The sequence below is a fragment of the Pseudomonas azerbaijanoccidentalis genome (assembly GCF_019145495.1).
GTDB lineage: Bacteria > Pseudomonadota > Gammaproteobacteria > Pseudomonadales > Pseudomonadaceae > Aquipseudomonas > Aquipseudomonas azerbaijanoccidentalis.
This window is the reverse complement of record NZ_JAHSTU010000007.1, coordinates 67,679-83,113: the sequence shown is the minus strand read 5'-3', so window position 1 is coordinate 83,113 and position 15,435 is coordinate 67,679. Positions and strand designations below refer to the sequence as shown.

At 59.2% G+C, this 15,435-nt stretch carries 18 protein-coding genes; 10 read left to right on the top strand and 8 right to left on the bottom strand.

The genetic code is table 11. From position 1 onward, the window contains the following. Nucleotides 1-137 precede the first annotated feature (137 nt). The gene (gene alaC, locus KVG88_RS21620) at nt 138-1,346 is read right to left on the bottom strand and encodes an alanine transaminase (RefSeq protein WP_150703104.1); all 1,209 of its coding nucleotides are present in this window, start codon (nt 1,344-1,346) and stop codon (nt 138-140) included. A 139-nt stretch (nt 1,347-1,485) separates the two neighbouring features. Here alaC and KVG88_RS21615 point away from each other — a divergent pair, with 139 nt between their 5' ends. The 3 genes from KVG88_RS21615 to KVG88_RS21605 all read left to right on the top strand — a co-directional run bounded on the left by KVG88_RS21615 (nt 1,486) and on the right by KVG88_RS21605 (nt 3,289). Continuing rightward, nucleotides 1,486-2,148: a LysE family translocator gene (locus tag KVG88_RS21615; protein WP_217872721.1), complete on the top strand. Its 663-nt coding sequence runs from the start codon at nt 1,486-1,488 to the stop codon at nt 2,146-2,148. 67 nt (nt 2,149-2,215) lie between these two features. Continuing rightward, nucleotides 2,216-2,701, top strand: a complete 486-nt coding sequence (locus KVG88_RS21610) for a GyrI-like domain-containing protein (RefSeq protein WP_150703106.1) — start codon at nt 2,216-2,218, stop codon at nt 2,699-2,701. A gap of 99 nt (nt 2,702-2,800) precedes the next feature. Continuing rightward, nucleotides 2,801-3,289, top strand: a complete 489-nt coding sequence (locus KVG88_RS21605) for a GNAT family N-acetyltransferase (protein ID WP_217872720.1) — start codon at nt 2,801-2,803, stop codon at nt 3,287-3,289. 121 nt (nt 3,290-3,410) lie between these two features. Here the strand turns inward: KVG88_RS21605 and KVG88_RS21600 are convergent, their stop codons facing one another. After that, nucleotides 3,411-3,896, bottom strand: a complete 486-nt coding sequence (locus tag KVG88_RS21600; RefSeq protein ID WP_150703108.1) for a GNAT family N-acetyltransferase — start codon at nt 3,894-3,896, stop codon at nt 3,411-3,413. Between the two features lie 141 nt (nt 3,897-4,037). Here KVG88_RS21600 and KVG88_RS21595 point away from each other — a divergent pair, with 141 nt between their 5' ends. The 3 genes from KVG88_RS21595 (at nt 4,038) to KVG88_RS21585 (ending at nt 6,111) form a co-directional block, all read left to right on the top strand. Further along, entirely contained in the window at nt 4,038-4,463 is a 426-nt protein-coding gene (locus KVG88_RS21595) for a YybH family protein (RefSeq protein WP_217872719.1), read from the top strand. A gap of 64 nt (nt 4,464-4,527) precedes the next feature. Further along, complete coding sequence (locus KVG88_RS21590) at nt 4,528-4,872, top strand: YciI family protein (RefSeq protein WP_075945375.1); 345 nt, start codon at nt 4,528-4,530, stop codon at nt 4,870-4,872. Between the two features lie 3 nt (nt 4,873-4,875). Further along, nucleotides 4,876-6,111: an RNA polymerase sigma factor gene (locus tag KVG88_RS21585; RefSeq protein ID WP_217872829.1), complete on the top strand. Its 1,236-nt coding sequence runs from the start codon at nt 4,876-4,878 to the stop codon at nt 6,109-6,111. Between the two features lie 116 nt (nt 6,112-6,227). Here KVG88_RS21585 and KVG88_RS21580 read toward each other — a convergent pair whose 3' ends face one another. Then, the gene (locus tag KVG88_RS21580) at nt 6,228-7,082 is read right to left on the bottom strand and encodes a LysR family transcriptional regulator (RefSeq protein WP_150703110.1); all 855 of its coding nucleotides are present in this window, start codon (nt 7,080-7,082) and stop codon (nt 6,228-6,230) included. Nucleotides 7,083-7,172: 90 nt separating this feature from the next. Here KVG88_RS21580 and KVG88_RS21575 point away from each other — a divergent pair, with 90 nt between their 5' ends. Continuing rightward, the gene (locus KVG88_RS21575; RefSeq protein ID WP_217872718.1) at nt 7,173-7,610 is read left to right on the top strand and encodes a multidrug/biocide efflux PACE transporter; all 438 of its coding nucleotides are present in this window, start codon (nt 7,173-7,175) and stop codon (nt 7,608-7,610) included. A 105-nt stretch (nt 7,611-7,715) separates the two neighbouring features. On the opposite strand, the gene KVG88_RS21570 is transcribed toward KVG88_RS21575, so the two are convergent. Further along, nucleotides 7,716-8,474 (bottom strand): SDR family NAD(P)-dependent oxidoreductase, encoded by a 759-nt coding sequence (locus KVG88_RS21570; protein WP_150703112.1) that lies wholly within the window; start codon nt 8,472-8,474, stop codon nt 7,716-7,718. 121 nt (nt 8,475-8,595) lie between these two features. Between KVG88_RS21570 and KVG88_RS21565 the strand changes: the two genes are divergently transcribed. Beyond that, nucleotides 8,596-9,498, top strand: coding sequence for a LysR family transcriptional regulator (locus KVG88_RS21565; RefSeq protein ID WP_217872717.1), 903 nt, complete (start codon nt 8,596-8,598; stop codon nt 9,496-9,498). 36 nt (nt 9,499-9,534) lie between these two features. Here the strand turns inward: KVG88_RS21565 and KVG88_RS21560 are convergent, their stop codons facing one another. Together KVG88_RS21560 and KVG88_RS21555 are read right to left on the bottom strand one after the other, a co-directional pair. Further along, entirely contained in the window at nt 9,535-11,148 is a 1,614-nt protein-coding gene (locus KVG88_RS21560; RefSeq protein ID WP_217872716.1) for an inorganic phosphate transporter, read from the bottom strand. A gap of 195 nt (nt 11,149-11,343) precedes the next feature. Next, on the bottom strand, nt 11,344-12,366 hold the full coding sequence (locus KVG88_RS21555) for a transporter (RefSeq protein WP_217872715.1): 1,023 nt from the start codon (nt 12,364-12,366) through the stop codon (nt 11,344-11,346). A gap of 349 nt (nt 12,367-12,715) precedes the next feature. Here KVG88_RS21555 and KVG88_RS21550 point away from each other — a divergent pair, with 349 nt between their 5' ends. Continuing rightward, entirely contained in the window at nt 12,716-13,153 is a 438-nt protein-coding gene (locus KVG88_RS21550; RefSeq protein ID WP_217872714.1) for a hypothetical protein, read from the top strand. Nucleotides 13,154-13,216: 63 nt separating this feature from the next. Here KVG88_RS21550 and KVG88_RS21545 read toward each other — a convergent pair whose 3' ends face one another. Continuing rightward, nucleotides 13,217-13,522 carry a PepSY domain-containing protein gene (locus tag KVG88_RS21545; protein WP_150703117.1) on the bottom strand — a complete coding sequence of 102 codons (306 nt, stop codon included), beginning with the start codon at nt 13,520-13,522 and terminating at the stop codon, nt 13,217-13,219. A 239-nt stretch (nt 13,523-13,761) separates the two neighbouring features. Further along, nucleotides 13,762-14,889: a glycerophosphodiester phosphodiesterase gene (locus KVG88_RS21540; protein ID WP_217872713.1), complete on the bottom strand. Its 1,128-nt coding sequence runs from the start codon at nt 14,887-14,889 to the stop codon at nt 13,762-13,764. Nucleotides 14,890-15,101: 212 nt separating this feature from the next. Here KVG88_RS21540 and KVG88_RS21535 point away from each other — a divergent pair, with 212 nt between their 5' ends. Further along, the gene (locus KVG88_RS21535) at nt 15,102-15,428 is read left to right on the top strand and encodes a DUF2025 family protein (RefSeq protein ID WP_150703119.1); all 327 of its coding nucleotides are present in this window, start codon (nt 15,102-15,104) and stop codon (nt 15,426-15,428) included. Nucleotides 15,429-15,435: the final 7 nt, after the last annotated feature.

Genomic DNA, 15,435 nt, shown 5'->3' with positions numbered 1-15,435 from the left:
AACCGCAGCGATGCGGTTTTTTTGTGGGTGATGCAAACCCCTGTAGGAGCTGCCGAGTGAAACGAGGCTGCGATCTTTTGACTCTACACGGTAAGATCAAAAGATCGCAGCCTGCGGCAGCTCCTACAGGTCATCGTTTACTTAGTGACCAGGCCATCCGCCCGAAACATCCCGCGAATCCCGCGCACGGCCTGACGAATACGGTCCTGGTTTTCGATCAGCGCAAAGCGCACGTGATCATCGCCGTACTCGCCAAAGCCAACACCCGGCGAGACACACACCTTGGCCTCAGCCAGCAGCTTTTTGGCGAACTCCAGCGAACCCAGGTGTGCATAAGCCTCGGGAATCTTCGCCCAGACATACATCGACGCTTTCGGGTTTTCCACCATCCAACCCAATTCATGCAGGCCTTTGACCAGCACGTTGCGCCGCTGCCGGTATTGCTCGGCGATGTCGCGCACGCATTGCTGATCGCCTTCCAGCGCCGCAATGGCCGCCACTTGCAGCGGGGTGAAGGTGCCGTAGTCGTGGTAACTCTTGATCCGCGCCAACGCGTTGACCAATTCCGGGTTACCGACCATGAAGCCAATGCGCCAGCCCGCCATGTTGTAGCTCTTGGACAGGGTGAAAAACTCCACCGCAATGTCCTTGGCGCCCGGCACCTGCATGATCGACGGGGCTTTCCAGCCGTCGTAGACGATGTCGGCGTAGGCCAGGTCGTGCACCACCAGTACGTCGTACTGTTTGGCGAGGGCGATCACCCGTTCGAAGAAATCCAGCTCCACGCACTGCGCGGTCGGGTTGGACGGGAAGCCGAGGATCATCATCTTCGGTTTCGGGATCGAGCCGCGAATCGCCCGTTCCAGTTCCGCGAAGAAATCCACGCCCGGCACCAGCGGCACCGACCGCACCTGGGCGCCGGCAATCACGGCACCGTAGATGTGAATCGGGTAGCTCGGGTTCGGCACCAGTACGGTGTCGCCTTGGTCGAGGGTGGCCAGCATCAAGTGCGCCAGGCCTTCCTTGGAGCCGATGGTGACAATGGCTTCGCTTTCCGGGTCGATGTCGACCTCGTAGCGTTCCTTGTACCAGTTGGAAATCGCCCGGCGCAGGCGCGGGATACCCTTGGACGTGGAATAACCGTGGGTGTCTTCGCGCTGGGCGACCTGCACAAGTTTGTCGACGATGTGCGGCGGCGTGGCGCCGTCGGGGTTGCCCATGCTCAAGTCGATGATGTCTTCGCCACGACGACGGGCGGCCATCTTCAGCTCGGCAGTGATGTTGAAAACGTAAGGGGGGAGTCGATCTATGCGCGCAAAGCGGCGCGGCGAACCTTGTTCGGCCATTGTTGCCTCGGATAACGTAAGCGCCCGGAACCGTCCGAGCGACGCTGGTCACTGCGGTGACCTGTGGCGGAATGTACGGTCAGCTGTGGCAGACTGTCCAGCCTCAATGTAAACAAATTTGTCCGAAGGAAAGGGTTCGATGGAATTTACCAGTGGCTTTTTGCTGAGCCTTTCGCTGTGCCTGGACATCGGCGTGGCCAATATCGCGATGATCACGTTGGCCATGCAGCGCGGCTATTTTCAAGGCTTTGCGCTGGGGCTGGGCACCTGCGTCGGCGACATGATCTACGCTGTGCTGGCCTTGGCCGGCATGACTGTTTTACTGCAATACGAAACCGTGCGCTGGGTGTTGTGGATTGGCGGTTCGGCGCTGTTGGTGTACTTCGCGGCGAAGATGATTTATTCGGCGATCCACCATGAAGCGCTGCTGGCCGAGACCGCCGAAGTCGGCCACAACTCCCATCGCAAGGAATTCTTCCGTGGGATTTTTCTCGCCATGTCGTCGCCCAGCGCCATTCTCTGGTTCGCTGCGGTGGGTGGCACGTTGATCGCGCGTTCCGGTGGCGGCGGTGCGTTGAGTTCGGCGCTGTTCCTCGGCGGTTTCCTCTGTGCCGGGCTGCTGTGGTCCGCTGGCCTGTGCTTCGCCGCGAGCCACGGGGGCAAGTTGCTGGGTGACAAATTGCTGCGCTATTCCTACATGGCATCGGCAGCGATCTTCTGCTATTTCGCGGTCTACGTGATCCTATCGGGTTACAACGAGTTTGTCGGTGCAGGCGCCGTCGAGCAGTTGCATGCCCTGTAATTGGGCGAATCGGGTTTGACTTCTATACTCCCAGCCGAACCCACTTTTCCCTCCCAGGAGTCGAGTCATGGATGAGCAAACACGCGTCGAGGTGTCCGAACCACGCTTTGAACACGGACACTTCCTGCTGATTGCAGGGCTTGGCGGAACATTTACCCAGCAAACCGTAAAAGGCATTCCCGAACTCTGGGAAAAATTCATTCCCCATATCGGCAATGTCCCAGGGCAAAAAGGCGAAGTGACCTACGGCGTCTGCTGTAATTTCGACGGCAAGGGCGGCTTCGATTACATCGCCGGGGTCGAGATCAGCAAGCTCGACGATTTGCCGGAAACGTACCGCTGGGTAGAAATTCAGCCCCAGCAATACGTGGTGTTTGAACACAAGGGGCCGCTGGAATCGCTGCCGCAAACCTTTCAGTACATCCATGGAACGTGGCTGCCGCAATCCGGGCGCGAGCTATTGGCGGAACCGGAATTCGAACGCTACAGCGAAGACTTCAACCCGAAGCTCAACACCGGCAAACTGGAAATCTGGCTGCCAATCAAGCCCTGACACTGACTTCGAGAGGCGAGTCAGACGATTCGTCTCTCGATGTCGCGCTTGGGCTGATTTATCATCTCCAGCCTTTCCCCCCGCTGATTCCGAGTTGCCATGAACACCGTCATTCGCAATGTCACGCCTGCTGACCTGGACCGTTGCTACGCCATCGAAACCGTTGCCTACGAAGGCGAAGAAGCGGCGACTCGCGAAAAAATCGCCACGCGCATCGCCACCTGGCCCGAGGGTTTCATCGTCGCGGAAGTGGACGGCGTGGTCGCCGGTTTCATCAATTCCGGTGCGGCATTTCAGGTAGAGATGTCGGACGAAGCGTTCAAGGAGCTGATCGGCCACGACCCGGAAGGGTCGCACGTGGTGATCATGTCAGTGGTGGTTCACCCGGATTATCAGGGCCAAGGCCTGGCGAAGCGCTTGATGGGCGAGTTCATTGCGCGCATGCGCGCGATGGGCAAAGTCACCATCAACCTGATGTGCAAAGAACGGCATATTCCGCTGTACGCCGGGTTCGGTTTTGCCTACATCAAACCGTCGGCGTCCGACCATGGCGGCATGGCGTGGCATGAGATGGTGCTGAAACTGTAAAAGATATTCCCTGTAGGAGCTGCCGCAGGCTGCGATCTTTTGATTTTGCTTTGTAAAAAACAGGATCAAAAGATCGCAGCCTGCGGCAGCTCCTACAAGGGATCGGGCGTTGTGTCAGCGATCAGAATTTCAACCCCATCCGCCGCTCATACCCGATCCGCCCCTTGTACGCCTCGCCGCTGTCGACAAACCCATACTTGGCATACAAACCAATCGCCGATTCGTTATCCGCATCCACTGACAATTCCAACCCTTTGATCTCCGGCCACGCCAGGCGCGCAGCTTCTGGCAGCGCTTGCAGACAGGCCTTGCCATAACCTTTGCCTTGCGCGCGTTGGTCGACCTGCAGCGCATGCAGTGTGGCGCTGTGTTCATCGGCCCATGCCGGCAAAACGGGCGGGCGTTTGAGCAGCAAAAAGGCCACGGGGATGTCTTCGGCCAACAGGGCAAATCCTTTGACGCCTGGGCCAGGCTTGGACAACAGGGTATGCAAAGCACCGTGGATGTCACCGGAGAACTTGACTTGCTCCGGATGGACTTCAATGGCCTCCACCTGCTGGCGCTGCTGCGCGTTCAGGGTTTCATATGGCACGAGTCGGGCTGTCACTGGAGGGTCCTTTTTCCATCATCAATAGAGCCATCGATTCTAGCGATTCTGGCTGGGTGGATTATTTTTATTTCACCTGTCGATTCACCGGATCGCCAGACGACTAAGGGTGTCTTCCCATAAAAACCACGGAGAACCACCATGAACTCGCAACCCCAAATTCAGAACCTGATCGAAAACTATCGCCAGGCCGTCATGACCAAGGATGTCGAGAAGGTCATGGCGTTGTATGCCGATGACATCGTTTCTTTTGATGCGGTGAAGGCGTTGCAATTCAAGGGCAAGCCCGCCTATCGCGCCCATTGGCAGGAATGCATGCAGATGTGCCCCGGCCCGCACATCTTTGAGTTTCACGAAGTCAGCATCGAACCGTCCCAGGAAATCGCCTTCGCCCACTGGCTGGCCCATTGCGGCGGCACCAATGACAAGGGCGAAACCCAGGCCTGCTGGATGCGTGTCTCGCAGTGCTATCGACAGGAAGCGGGGCTGTGGCAGATCGTTCACGAACACTGGTCGGCGCCGTTCGATATGCAGACTGGCGCACCGCTGTTCGACCTGAAGCCTTGAGATTTTTTCTCGCCAGCCATGCCGATCTGCGGCCATAGTTGATCCGTTCGATAAGGAGAGCGTGATGAAGTATTTATGCCTGGTCTACAGCGATGAGCAGTTACTGCATTCGCTGCCGGAGAGCCCGCACGATTCTGAGTGCATGGCGTATGCGGAATCGATCCAGGGCAGTGGCCGCATGGTCGCCGCCGAGGCGCTGGAGTCAGTGCAGACCGCCACCACCGTGCGCATGCGCAACGGCAAAATGTCGATCACCGACGGCCCGTTCGCCGAAACCAAGGAGCAGTTGGCCGGGTTCTACTTGATCGATGCCAAGGACCTCAACGAAGCCATCCAGGTCGCCGGGAACATTCCGGCGGCGCGGGTCGGCAGTGTTGAAGTGCGTCCTGTGCGCCAGTTGAATCCCTGAGTGATGGTGGCGGCGGCGGTCAAGGCGCGGGTCGAGCAGGTTTATCGTGAAGAGTCGCGGCGCATTTTGGCGACGTTGATTCGCTTGCTCGGCGATTTCGACCTCGCCGAAGAGGCCCTGCACGAGGCTTTCTTCGTCGCGGTCGAGCGCTGGCAACAGGACGGCGTGCCGGATAACCCGCGCACCTGGCTGGTGTCCACCGGGCGGTTCAAGGCCATCGACGTGTTGCGTCGGCGTGCGCGGTTCAATGCCTCGCGGCCCTTGTTGCTGGCGCAACTGGAAGCGCTGGAACAGGCCGACTGGAGTGACGAAGACGTGGAAGACGATCGGCTGCGCCTGATCTTCACCTGCTGCCACCCGGCGTTGGCGGCGGATGCGCAAGTGCCGTTGACCCTGCGCGAAGTCTGCGACCTGACCACCGAAGAAATCGCCCGGGCCTTCCTCTCGGCGCCGGCCACCATCGCCCAACGCATCGTGCGCGCCAAGGCGAAAATCCGCGACGCAAAAATCCCTTATCAAGTGCCTTCCCTGGCGGAATTGCCCGAGCGCCTCGACAGCGTGCTGCGGGTGATTTACCTGGTGTTCAACGAGGGGTATTCGGCGTCCATCGGGGCGCAATTGACCCGCGAAGACCTGACGCGCGAGGCGATTCGTCTCGGCCGCTTGCTGATGGAATTGCTGCCGGAACCGGAAGTCATGGGCTTGCTGGCGATGATGCTGCTGCACGAGTCGCGACGCGTGGCCAGAACCTCGCCCAGCGGCGAATTGATTCTGCTGGATGATCAAGACCGCAGTTTGTGGAATGGCGAGATGATTGCCGAAGGTTGCAGCTTGGTCGAGAGGGCGCTGAGCAGTCGCCGATTCGGCCCGTATTGCCTGCAAGCGGCGATCGCGGCGGTGCATGCCGAAGCGCCGTCGGTGGATGAAACCGATTGGGAACAGATCGTTGGGCTGTACGACGTGTTGCTGCGCGCCGTGCCTTCGCCGGTGGTCGAGTTGAACCGGGCGGCGGCGATTTCCAAACGGGATGGACCGTTGGCAGGGTTGATCTTGGTCGAGGCGATTTTGGCGCGCGGTGACCTGCTGGATTACCACTTGGCGCATTCGGCGCGGGCGGAATTTTGTCGGCAGTTGGGGCGGGTGGAGCAGGCGCGGGCGGCGTATCAGCGGGCGCTAGAGTTAACGCAGCAAGAGCCGGAGCGGCGGTTTATTGAGGGCCGGCTCAAGGCGTTGGAGTAGTGTGGTTTTTCTGGGCCCATCGCCAGCAGGCTGGCTCTCACAGTTGACCGAGTTGTTTGTGAGGACACGGTCAACATGTGGGAGTGAGCCTGCTCGCGATAAGGTCCGCAGGACCTTCACTCAAGCATTTTGCCAAGCAACCAACTCCCCGCCGGCCCCGGCGGATTCTGCCTCGACCACAGCGCATCCACCGACACCGTTTTCGGCCAGCCTCGCACCTGCAACTCCTGCAAAGTACCTGGCCCAAATCGCGCCACCAGCCAGCGCGGCAACGGCGCCCAACCGAAACCGCCCTGGGCCATTTCCAGCAGCATCAAATAACTCGGCGCCGACCAGACGCGGCCTTTCGCCCGGCTCTCATATGGGTTGACGATGGTCGCCAGACGTAATTCGCGGTGTTGCTGCAGCACGTCCTGATCAATGTGATCGAGCGATGCCAACGGATGTTCCGGCGACACGAACAGGGCGATTTCCGTGCGCTCGTCCACCGTCGAATTGACCAGGTCCGGCGGATAGCTGTCCTGCATTTCGGCGAAGGCAATTTGCGCTCGACCACTTTGCACCAGCGCCACCAAGTCATCGCATTCAGCAATCAGGCATTCGAGTTCCAAGTCCGGATAGCGCTGTTCAAAGGCACTGAGCGATGCTTCGAAACGGTCGGATTGGTAGGTGTCGGACAGCGCCACTGTAAGCTTCGCTTCAACGCCATTCGATAGCTGACTGGCGGTCATTTCCAGGCGACTGGTGGCGGCGAGGATGTCTTCAGCACGTTGCAACATCACGTGGCCGGCCGGGGTCAGGCCGGGTTTGCGGCTGCTGCGGTCGAACAACGTCAGGTTCAGGTCGATTTCCAGGCTGGCCACGGCCGCGCTGATGGTCGACTGACTGCGGCCCAGTTTGCGTGCCGCCGCGGAAAACGAGCCTTGGGTGGCGGCTTCGACAAACGCCAACAGCACTTCATGAGAGGCCATGAACTATCGCCTTGATCGATGGTTATTGGTTATGAAGTATCGGTGTGATGACGGATCATGGCAACCATTGTCACCCAAGGGAGTCAGGCCATGAGCGCCAACAAATCCATTACCGAACGTATTTTCCAGGCCATCGGCTTCGAATTACTGGCCATTCTGATCTGTACCCCGTTGCTGGCCTGGATCATGGACAAACCGATGCTGGAAATGGGCGTCGTCACGTTGGTCATTGCCGCGTTGGCGCTGGCGTGGAACGTGGTCTTCAACGGCCTGTTCGACCGGCTGCTCAAGCGTTTCGCGATTGCTCACAATGCTTGGGTCCGCGTGGTGCACGCGCTGTTGTTCGAAGGCGGACTGGTCGCGCTTGGCGTGCCATTGATTGCCTGGTGGCTGAATATCAGCCTGTGGCAGGCGTTCTTACTGGACATCGGTGTGCTGCTGTTTTTCCTGCCGTACACCTATGTTTATCACTGGGTGTATGACGTAGTGCGGGAGCGGGTGGTGGTGCGTCAGACCTGCGTGCAGTAAAACAAAAAGATCGCAGCCTGCGGCAGCTCCTACAGAATCGGGTATACCGGTCCAATGTAGGAGCTGCCGCAGGCTGCGATCTTTTGATCTTTTAATGTTTAGGTCTTACAAAAACATCCCGCCCGACGCCTCAATCCGCTGCCCATTGATCCACTGGCTACCCGGTGCCACCAGCAGCGCAATCGCGGCGCCAATATCATCCGGACGACCGGCGCGTCCCAGCGCGGTGTTGCCCGCGACCATTTTGTTGACCTCGGCGTTGTCCCGGACGGTGCCCCCACCGAAATCGGTTTCGATCGCACCGGGGGCGAGGATGTTGACGCTGATGTTGCGCGCACCCAGCTCTTTGGCCTGGTAACGCGTCAGCACTTCCATCGCACCTTTCATGGCCGCATAGGCACCGTAACCGGGCAAACTGAAACGGGCCAGCCCGCTGGAAACGTTGATGATGCGCCCGCCGTCATTGAGCAATGGCAGCAGGTTTTGCGTGAGGAAAAACGGTCCCTTGAAATGGATATTCACCAGCAAGTCGAACTGCTCAACGGTGGTGTCGACGAAGTTCGCATGCATCCCGATCCCGGCGTTGTTGATCAGAAAGTCGAAATGCTCGCGGTCAAACTGGCTGCGCAAGACCTTTGCCACTTCAAAGGCAAAAGCGGCGAAATGCTCACTCTGGCCGACATCGAGTTGCAGCATGGCGGCGCGGCCGCCGAGGCTTTCAATTTCCGCGACCAGGGCCTGCGCCTCATCGGCACGGCTGTTGTAGGTGCCGATGATGTCGACGCCTTGGGCAACCAGGTGCAAGGCAGCGTTTTTGCCAAGGCCGCGGCTGGCGCCGGTGATCAGTGCGATTTTACGGTTCATGGGGCTTCCTCAAGTGCAGTGGGCAGTGGGTGTGAGGAAGTTTATTTATCCGCTGTGGAGTGATAAACATGGCTAAATCGGAATCACTGGTCGGTGAATCCGAACAATAAAGGTCAGGCCCATGAACAAACTGGAACTGCTGCGCACCTTCGTCCGGGTCAGCGAGATGTCGAGTTTCACCCTTGCTGGCGAAAGCCTGGGCCTGCCGCGCTCGACGGTGTCCGAGCATGTGCAGGCGCTGGAAGCCTTGCTCGGTACACGCCTGTTGCAACGCACCACGCGCAAGGTCCAGGCCACTCAGGATGGTCTGGTGTTGTACGAGCGCAGCAAGGATCTGCTGTCGCACATGGATGAAATCGAAGGCTTGTTTCGCCAGGACGAAGCCACGTTGGTGGGGCGAATTCGTGTCGACATGCCGAACATTCTGGCCCGGCGCGTGGTGATGCCACGCCTGCCGGAATTCATGGCGCGCCACCCGCTGCTTGAACTGGAAATCAGCAGCACTGACCGCCGTGTGGACTTGCTCAGCGAGGGTTTTGATTGCGTGCTGCGAGTGGGCGCGCAACCGGATCAATCGGTGGTCGCGCGGCATCTGTGCGACTTCGCCATGGTCAACTGCGTCAGCCCCGGATACGTGCAGCGCTTTGGCATGCCGCAAAGCCTGGACGATCTGGCGCAACATTGGCTGGTGCACTACGTCGGCGTTTTGGGCGCCCGTTCGGAAGGGTTTGTGTATGAGGTCGATGACAAGGTGCAGCGGCTGGCGATGACGGGCAGCATCACGGTCAACAGCACCGATGCCTATGAATCGGCGTGCCTGGGCGGTTTTGGTTTGATCCAGGCGCCGCGAATGGGCATGCACCGTCACTTGAGCAGTGGTGAACTGGTCGCGGTATTGCCGCAATTCAACGCGCCGTCCATGGAAGTGTCGCTGCTCTATGCCCGACAACGGCATTTGCCGTTGCGGGTGAGGGCGTTCATGGATTGGTTGGGCGAGGTGATCCGCTCGGCGAATAACCTGTAGGAGCAGGCTCGCTCCTACAGTTTTTAAGGCAGTGCATCAGAACAGTTGGGTAAACAACCAATACAAACTGCCCGACAACAGAATCGCCGCCGGCAAGGTCAGTACCCAGGCCATCAGCAAGTTGCGGATGGTCTTCATCTGCAAGCCGCCACCGTTGGCGACCATTGTCCCGGCCACGCCTGACGACAGTACATGGGTGGTCGACACCGGCAAGCCAAACATGTCGGCGGCGCCGATGGTCAGCATGGCCACGGTTTCTGCCGAGGCGCCTTGCGCGTAAGTCAGGTGAGTCTTGCCGATCTTCTCGCCGACCGTCACCACAATGCGCTTCCAGCCGACCATGGTGCCCAGCCCCAACGCAATCGCCACCGCGATTTTCACCCACAGCGGAATGAAGCGGGTGGAATTGTCGATCTGCTGCTTGAACAGTTGCAGCTTGCTGCTGGTGTCGGCGTCGAAATTACCGACCTTGTTCTTGTCCATCAGGCGAATGGTTTCGCTGGTCAGGTACATGTCGTTCCGCACGTTGCCCACGGCTTCGGCGGGCACTTTCGACAGCGACCCATAACCCTTGACCTCGGCGCCGATGCTGCCGGTGAGCGCGGCGAGCGCAGGCACCAGTTGCGGTGTCGCTTCCTTGCTGCGCACGTACTCGGACAGGATCGGACGCGGATCGGCCGGTGCCGGTTGCGGCGCGGCTTTGACCAAGGCTTGCTGGGTGACTTCGGCCACGGCGGCGAACTGCAACGCCTGATCGGCCGGCATCGTGCGGTTCAGCGCGTAGGCCATTGGCAGGGTGCCGACCAGAATCAACATGATCAGGCCCATGCCTTTCTGCCCGTCGTTGGAACCGTGGGCGAACGACACACCGGTGCAGGTCAGGATCAACAGCCCGCGAATCCACCACGGCGGTGGCGTGCTGCCTTTGGGTTCCTTGTACAGCGCACGGTTTTTCACGAACGCGCGCAGGGCCAGCAGCAGCAACGCGGCGCAGCCAAAGCCCACCAGCGGCGAGAGCAGCAGCGCGTAACCAATCTTGGTCGCCTGCGCCCAGTCCACGCCGCTGGTGCCGTCGCGGCCGTGCATCAATGCGTTGGCCACGCCGACACCAATGATCGAACCGATCAAGGTGTGCGACGAAGACGCCGGCAGCCCCAGCCACCAGGTGCCGAGATTCCACAGGATCGCGGCGATCAACAGGGCGAAGATCATGGCGAAACCGGCGGACGAACCGACTTGCAGAATCAATTCCACCGGCAGCAACGCGATGATGCCGAACGCCACCGCGCCACTGGACAGCAGCACCCCGAGGAAGTTGAAGAACCCGGACCAGACCACCGCGAAATTCGGCGGCAGCGAGTGGGTGTAAATCACCGTGGCCACCGCGTTGGCGGTGTCGTGGAAACCGTTGACGAACTCAAAGCCCAAGGCGATCAACAACGCCACGCCCAACAGCAAAAACGGCGTCCAGGTGGTCACCACCGTGCCGAGTTCGTGCATGTCATGCATCAGGCTGTAGGCGGTGAACAGCAATCCGATGGCCAACACGGCAACAAATACTACGATGGTGATCAGGCCGGGTTTTTTATCGAATTGCGGTTTGGCGCTACTGGTGGGCGCCGGGGCGGCGGTGAAGGAGGGGGTAGCCATGCCGGACATTCCTGAGGAGGGAAGGAGTGTCGGTCATGATCGTTGCCAAATGTTACAGAGAGACTGCCCTGGATCAGGGGTTCGGTTTTTTGTTGAACCGTTGATCCGTAAATGATCAAAAGATCGCAGCCTTCGGCAGCTCCTACAGGAAGTCGCCTTAAGGTAGGAGCTGCCGAAGGCTGCGATCTTTTGTTCTCAATAATCCTGCCGCTTACGAAACGCCCAGCGCCCGGCAATCACCGTAAACGTCGCAACCAGCGCCACCAGAATCCAGAACCCCTCCGGGTCCTGGGAAAGCGGCACTCCGCCCACGTTCATGCCGAAGAAACCGGCAATGATGTTGATCGGCAACGCCAGCACCGTCACCACGGTCAGGGTGAACAGCGTGCGGTTGCTCTGTTCGTTGAGGTTGGCGGCGATTTCTTCCTGCAGCAGTTTTATCCGTTCACCAAGTGCAGTCAGGTCGTTGATGATCAGCGCAAACTCCTCGGTGGATTTGCGCAGCTCTTTCACGTCCTCCTTTTGCAGCCATGGCGGCGGACGATTGAGCAGGCGCAACAACGATCCCGGTTCCAACGCCAGCAAACGTTGCAAACGCACCAACACGCGGCGGTTGGCGCCCAGTTCGGCACGGTTGGTCGACAGGCGCGAAGAAAGCAACTCATCCTCGATCTGATCAACGCTCTGGCTGGTCTTGCGCACGATCTGCGTCAGCACTTCACCCTGATCGCGCAACAGATGCACCAGCAATTCCAGCGGCGAGCGAAAGCACTCACCGGCCTTCACCGACGAACGCAACTTGTCCACCGAGTGCAGCGGTTGCAGACGCGCACTGATGATCAACCGACTGCGCGCGCACACCCACAGTGTCGAAACATCCGACGAGACCATGCTACTGAGGTTGAACACCACATCGTTGACCACCGCCAGCAATGCCGAGTCGACATGCTCGATGCGCGTCGAGCGCGAGCCTTCATGCAGCGCTTCGAAAAACTCGTCGGGCAACTCCAGATGGCTTTTCATCCAGCGCTCGCACGCGGCGTGGGCGAGGTTCAAGTGCAGCCAGAGAAATTGCTCGTCGTCTTCCGGTTGCTGCAAGCAGCGCAAAGCTCTGGCCGAGTCGATCTCCTGACCACGCTCGCCGGGACGAAAACTGAAACCGTAAAGCAGGCCGAACAGATCCGGATCGCGATGGCTTTGATCGATGCTGTGGTTCATGAGAGCTCGCAAAGAGAGGCGCTGAAGCTTTCTGTAGCAGCTGGCGAAGCCTGCGTTCGGCTGCGCAGCAATCGTGAAGTCAGGCCATCCATTGCCATTGGAAAAACGCGTGTTCCGGATGATGACTGCTGCGCAGTCGAACGCAGGCTTCGCCAGCTGCTACTGGGTGTGGAAGTACGGCTGGTTCACTTGAGCCGCATCATCGCAAGGCTGGATGACGGATTGGTGACGATTCAGCGACAGGCGCGGGTTTGTATCGGAATTGAGGCACAGTCGCTACACAGTCGATCTCAAGTGCAGGCAGGAGGTGTCGATGACCGGTTAAACCCATCCATGACGGAGAACTTCAATGGTCAGCATCACCAATATTTCGATCCCCCAAACGACGTTAAGTACCACGCCTTCCACCGCCAACAGCGCGGACATGGAGGACACCACGGCAGCGACAGCCACTGCATCTTCTACCGACAGCACCAAAGTCACTGCCGGCGGTGCTCCCGCAACGGGTGACAGCAGCGCCAGTAGCAGTGAAGAGTCCGATGCGGTGAAAGAGCTGCGCAAGCAAATCGCCGAACTGCAAAAGCAGATGCAGGAGCAAATGCAGCAACTGCAAGCGGCCCAGGCCAAGCAGCAAAGCGACGAGGCCAAGGCGGCTGAAGTGGCAGCCGCACAATCGCAAATCGCAGCCACTTCGGCGTCTTTGCAAACCGCGACAGCGGCGTTGTTGCAGGCGTTGCAGGAGTCTGGCTCCGGTACGTCGGGGACGCTGGTCAGCACCTCGGCCTGATCAAACACTCAGGCACAAAAAAGCCGCACGATGGTGACATCATGCGGCTTTTGGCGGTGTGCATCAGTCGTCTTTTTTGTTCTTCAGGACTTCGCCGGTGGCAGCGTTCAAGTCCACGTCCCATTCAACGTTTTGCGCATCGCGCAACTCGACTTCGTACTCGTAGCCGTTGAAGTGGTTATCCAGGTCGCTGTCGGTAATCGTCGCGCCCGGGTGCAGCTTCAGAACGATCTGGTTCAGCTCTTCCAGTGGCTTGATCTTCCCGTCCTTGACCAACTGCGGAATCTGGTCGACAGGAACATCAGCCTGGGCCAAACCAGCGGTTAGGGTCAGGGCTGCAGCGGTGAACAGGGCAGTCAGAGTCTTCATGAGTTCGTTCCTTGTGTGTGCTGTTTAAGTGAGATCAGGTTAGCTTTTGTAACTTAATCCACCCTTAAAATTCCCCATCATGGCGACATCTACAATGTAGCAGCTGGCGAAGCCTGCGTTCGGCTGCGCAGCAGTCGCAAAATCGGTGAACGCGGTACTTCAGAAATACCTCGCGCTCAGGTTTGACGACTACTTCGCAGCCGAACGCAGGCTGCGCCAGCGGCTACCCGGTGCGTTCCTCAGTACCCGTTGTTCCTCAACACCTGATCAACACTCGCCGCCGCCGGGCGTTTATAGAACTTCAACAACTCGCTGGCGCGGTTGGTGAAAATGCCATCGACACCCGCCTCCATCACCTTCTGATAATCCACCGCCTCGTCGATGGTGTAGACGTGCACCAGCAACCCCTGATCGTGGGTGTACTGGTTCATCCACGGTTGCACGAGGTCGGCATAACTCTGATCACCGCCCTTGGTCAGCGCCGCCGAAGGACCAGTGCCGATCGCGCCCTGGGCCTTGGCGTAGTCGACCCAGCGCTGGAATTCGGCTTTGTCCTTCGGCTGCTGCTTGGCGTAATAAGCGGCCTTATCCTGTTCGCCGGATTCGGCAAACGTCACTTTCGATTTCGGCTCGATATTGCCTTCGCCCACCCACAGCAGGAGGATTTTCGGGACGTGCGGCATCTCTTTTTGCAGCAGTTCGAGGCTGCTTTTTTCGAAGGTCTGCAAGATCACCTTGCCTTTGCCCTGACCGACCGCCAGTTCGCTTTTCGCCAGTTTCGAACCGGCCGGGCTCAGCCAGCCACGGTCATGGAGTTTGTCCTTGAGGTCGCGCTCGATGCCGGGAAACTGCTTGGGCTCCTTGGTTTCGATGTACAGGCCAGGCTTGTGTAGCGGGTTGCCCTGGGCGATATCGATGATCTCATCGAGGGTCAGGATTTTCAGCCCCGCGTAGGAAGGGCGTGCGCGATCCGGGTACGCGGTGTTGAACCAAGTGCCGGCATCGAGGGTTTTCAGTTCGGCCATGGTGAACGCGTTGGCCGGGCTGTCCTTGCGCTCGGGGAACTTGCTGGCGACGTCGGTGGTGCGTTGCAGATTGTTGTCGTGCAGGGCGAACAGCACGCCATCCTTGCTGCGTTGCAGGTCCAGCTCCAGGTAATCGGCACCCAGGTCACGGGCCAGTTTGTACGCGGCAACGGTGGATTCCGGGGCATCGAACGAGGCACCACGGTGGGCAATCACCGCCGGGTGCGGGATGCCCAGGTGTGTGGCCAGCGCAGTGGGGCCGGACTCGCTGGCGGCCTGGGCCTGACCGAGGCCGAGCAACAGACTCAGCAGCAGGGCGCTCTTGGTAAAGGTTGCAGGCATGCTCGAGATCCTTTCGCGATGGTTTTCAAAGACGTCCCTTTTAACAACTGAGCGCTGCCAGCGCTATCGCGAGACCGACATAAACGTGCGTAAAGCTGATTTTGGTCAGCGTTTTTGTGCGTTTGTTTGCAGTACGCTTGAGCGATATTTCCCCGGCAGAGGGAAACGCTCGCCCTGCGTGTAAACCAACGATCACCCCTGTGAGGTTTACCATGCGCATCACATCCCAGCTCATCTGCCAGGCCGCCGACCAGCTCAAAGGCTTCGTCGGCCTCAACCGCAAGACCGGCCACTACATCGTGCGGTTCAGCGAGGACTCTTTCGGCATGGACGTGGCGGACGACGGCATCATCCCTACCAGCGAATTCGTCTGGGCCACTGGACCCGAGCAATCCATGACCCTCAAGCGCGAGTTGATCCAGCTGCTGCTGGAGCAGAACATCGACGACCGCATCAACATCACCGAACCGCTGCGGGTGTACATGAAACGTCGGGATGTGCCGGAGATTTCGGCGGTGCGGAGTTTGCTGCGGGGTTGAATATGGC

Bases quoted from the DNA above. Each gene is read 5' to 3' on its own strand.
- KVG88_RS21540 (WP_217872713.1), bottom strand. From the start codon at position 14,889: ATGCCTGCAACCTTTACCAAGAGCGCCCTGCTGCTGAGTCTGTTGCTC.
- KVG88_RS21570 (WP_150703112.1), bottom strand. From the start codon at position 8,474: ATGAACCGTAAAATCGCACTGATCACCGGCGCCAGCCGCGGCCTTGGC.
- KVG88_RS21585 (WP_217872829.1), top strand. From the start codon at position 4,876: ATGGTGGCGGCGGCGGTCAAGGCGCGGGTCGAGCAGGTTTATCGTGAA.
- KVG88_RS21560 (WP_217872716.1), bottom strand. From the start codon at position 11,148: ATGGCTACCCCCTCCTTCACCGCCGCCCCGGCGCCCACCAGTAGCGCC.
- KVG88_RS21545 (WP_150703117.1), bottom strand. From the start codon at position 13,522: ATGAAGACTCTGACTGCCCTGTTCACCGCTGCAGCCCTGACCCTAACC.
- KVG88_RS21595 (WP_217872719.1), top strand. From the start codon at position 4,038: ATGAACTCGCAACCCCAAATTCAGAACCTGATCGAAAACTATCGCCAG.
- KVG88_RS21575 (WP_217872718.1), top strand. From the start codon at position 7,173: ATGAGCGCCAACAAATCCATTACCGAACGTATTTTCCAGGCCATCGGC.
- KVG88_RS21535 (WP_150703119.1), top strand. From the start codon at position 15,102: ATGCGCATCACATCCCAGCTCATCTGCCAGGCCGCCGACCAGCTCAAA.
- KVG88_RS21590 (WP_075945375.1), top strand. From the start codon at position 4,528: ATGAAGTATTTATGCCTGGTCTACAGCGATGAGCAGTTACTGCATTCG.
- KVG88_RS21610 (WP_150703106.1), top strand. From the start codon at position 2,216: ATGGATGAGCAAACACGCGTCGAGGTGTCCGAACCACGCTTTGAACAC.
- KVG88_RS21580 (WP_150703110.1), bottom strand. From the start codon at position 7,082: ATGGCCTCTCATGAAGTGCTGTTGGCGTTTGTCGAAGCCGCCACCCAA.
- KVG88_RS21605 (WP_217872720.1), top strand. From the start codon at position 2,801: ATGAACACCGTCATTCGCAATGTCACGCCTGCTGACCTGGACCGTTGC.
- KVG88_RS21565 (WP_217872717.1), top strand. From the start codon at position 8,596: ATGAACAAACTGGAACTGCTGCGCACCTTCGTCCGGGTCAGCGAGATG.
- KVG88_RS21550 (WP_217872714.1), top strand. From the start codon at position 12,716: ATGGTCAGCATCACCAATATTTCGATCCCCCAAACGACGTTAAGTACC.
- KVG88_RS21555 (WP_217872715.1), bottom strand. From the start codon at position 12,366: ATGAACCACAGCATCGATCAAAGCCATCGCGATCCGGATCTGTTCGGC.
- KVG88_RS21615 (WP_217872721.1), top strand. From the start codon at position 1,486: ATGGAATTTACCAGTGGCTTTTTGCTGAGCCTTTCGCTGTGCCTGGAC.
- alaC (WP_150703104.1), bottom strand. From the start codon at position 1,346: ATGGCCGAACAAGGTTCGCCGCGCCGCTTTGCGCGCATAGATCGACTC.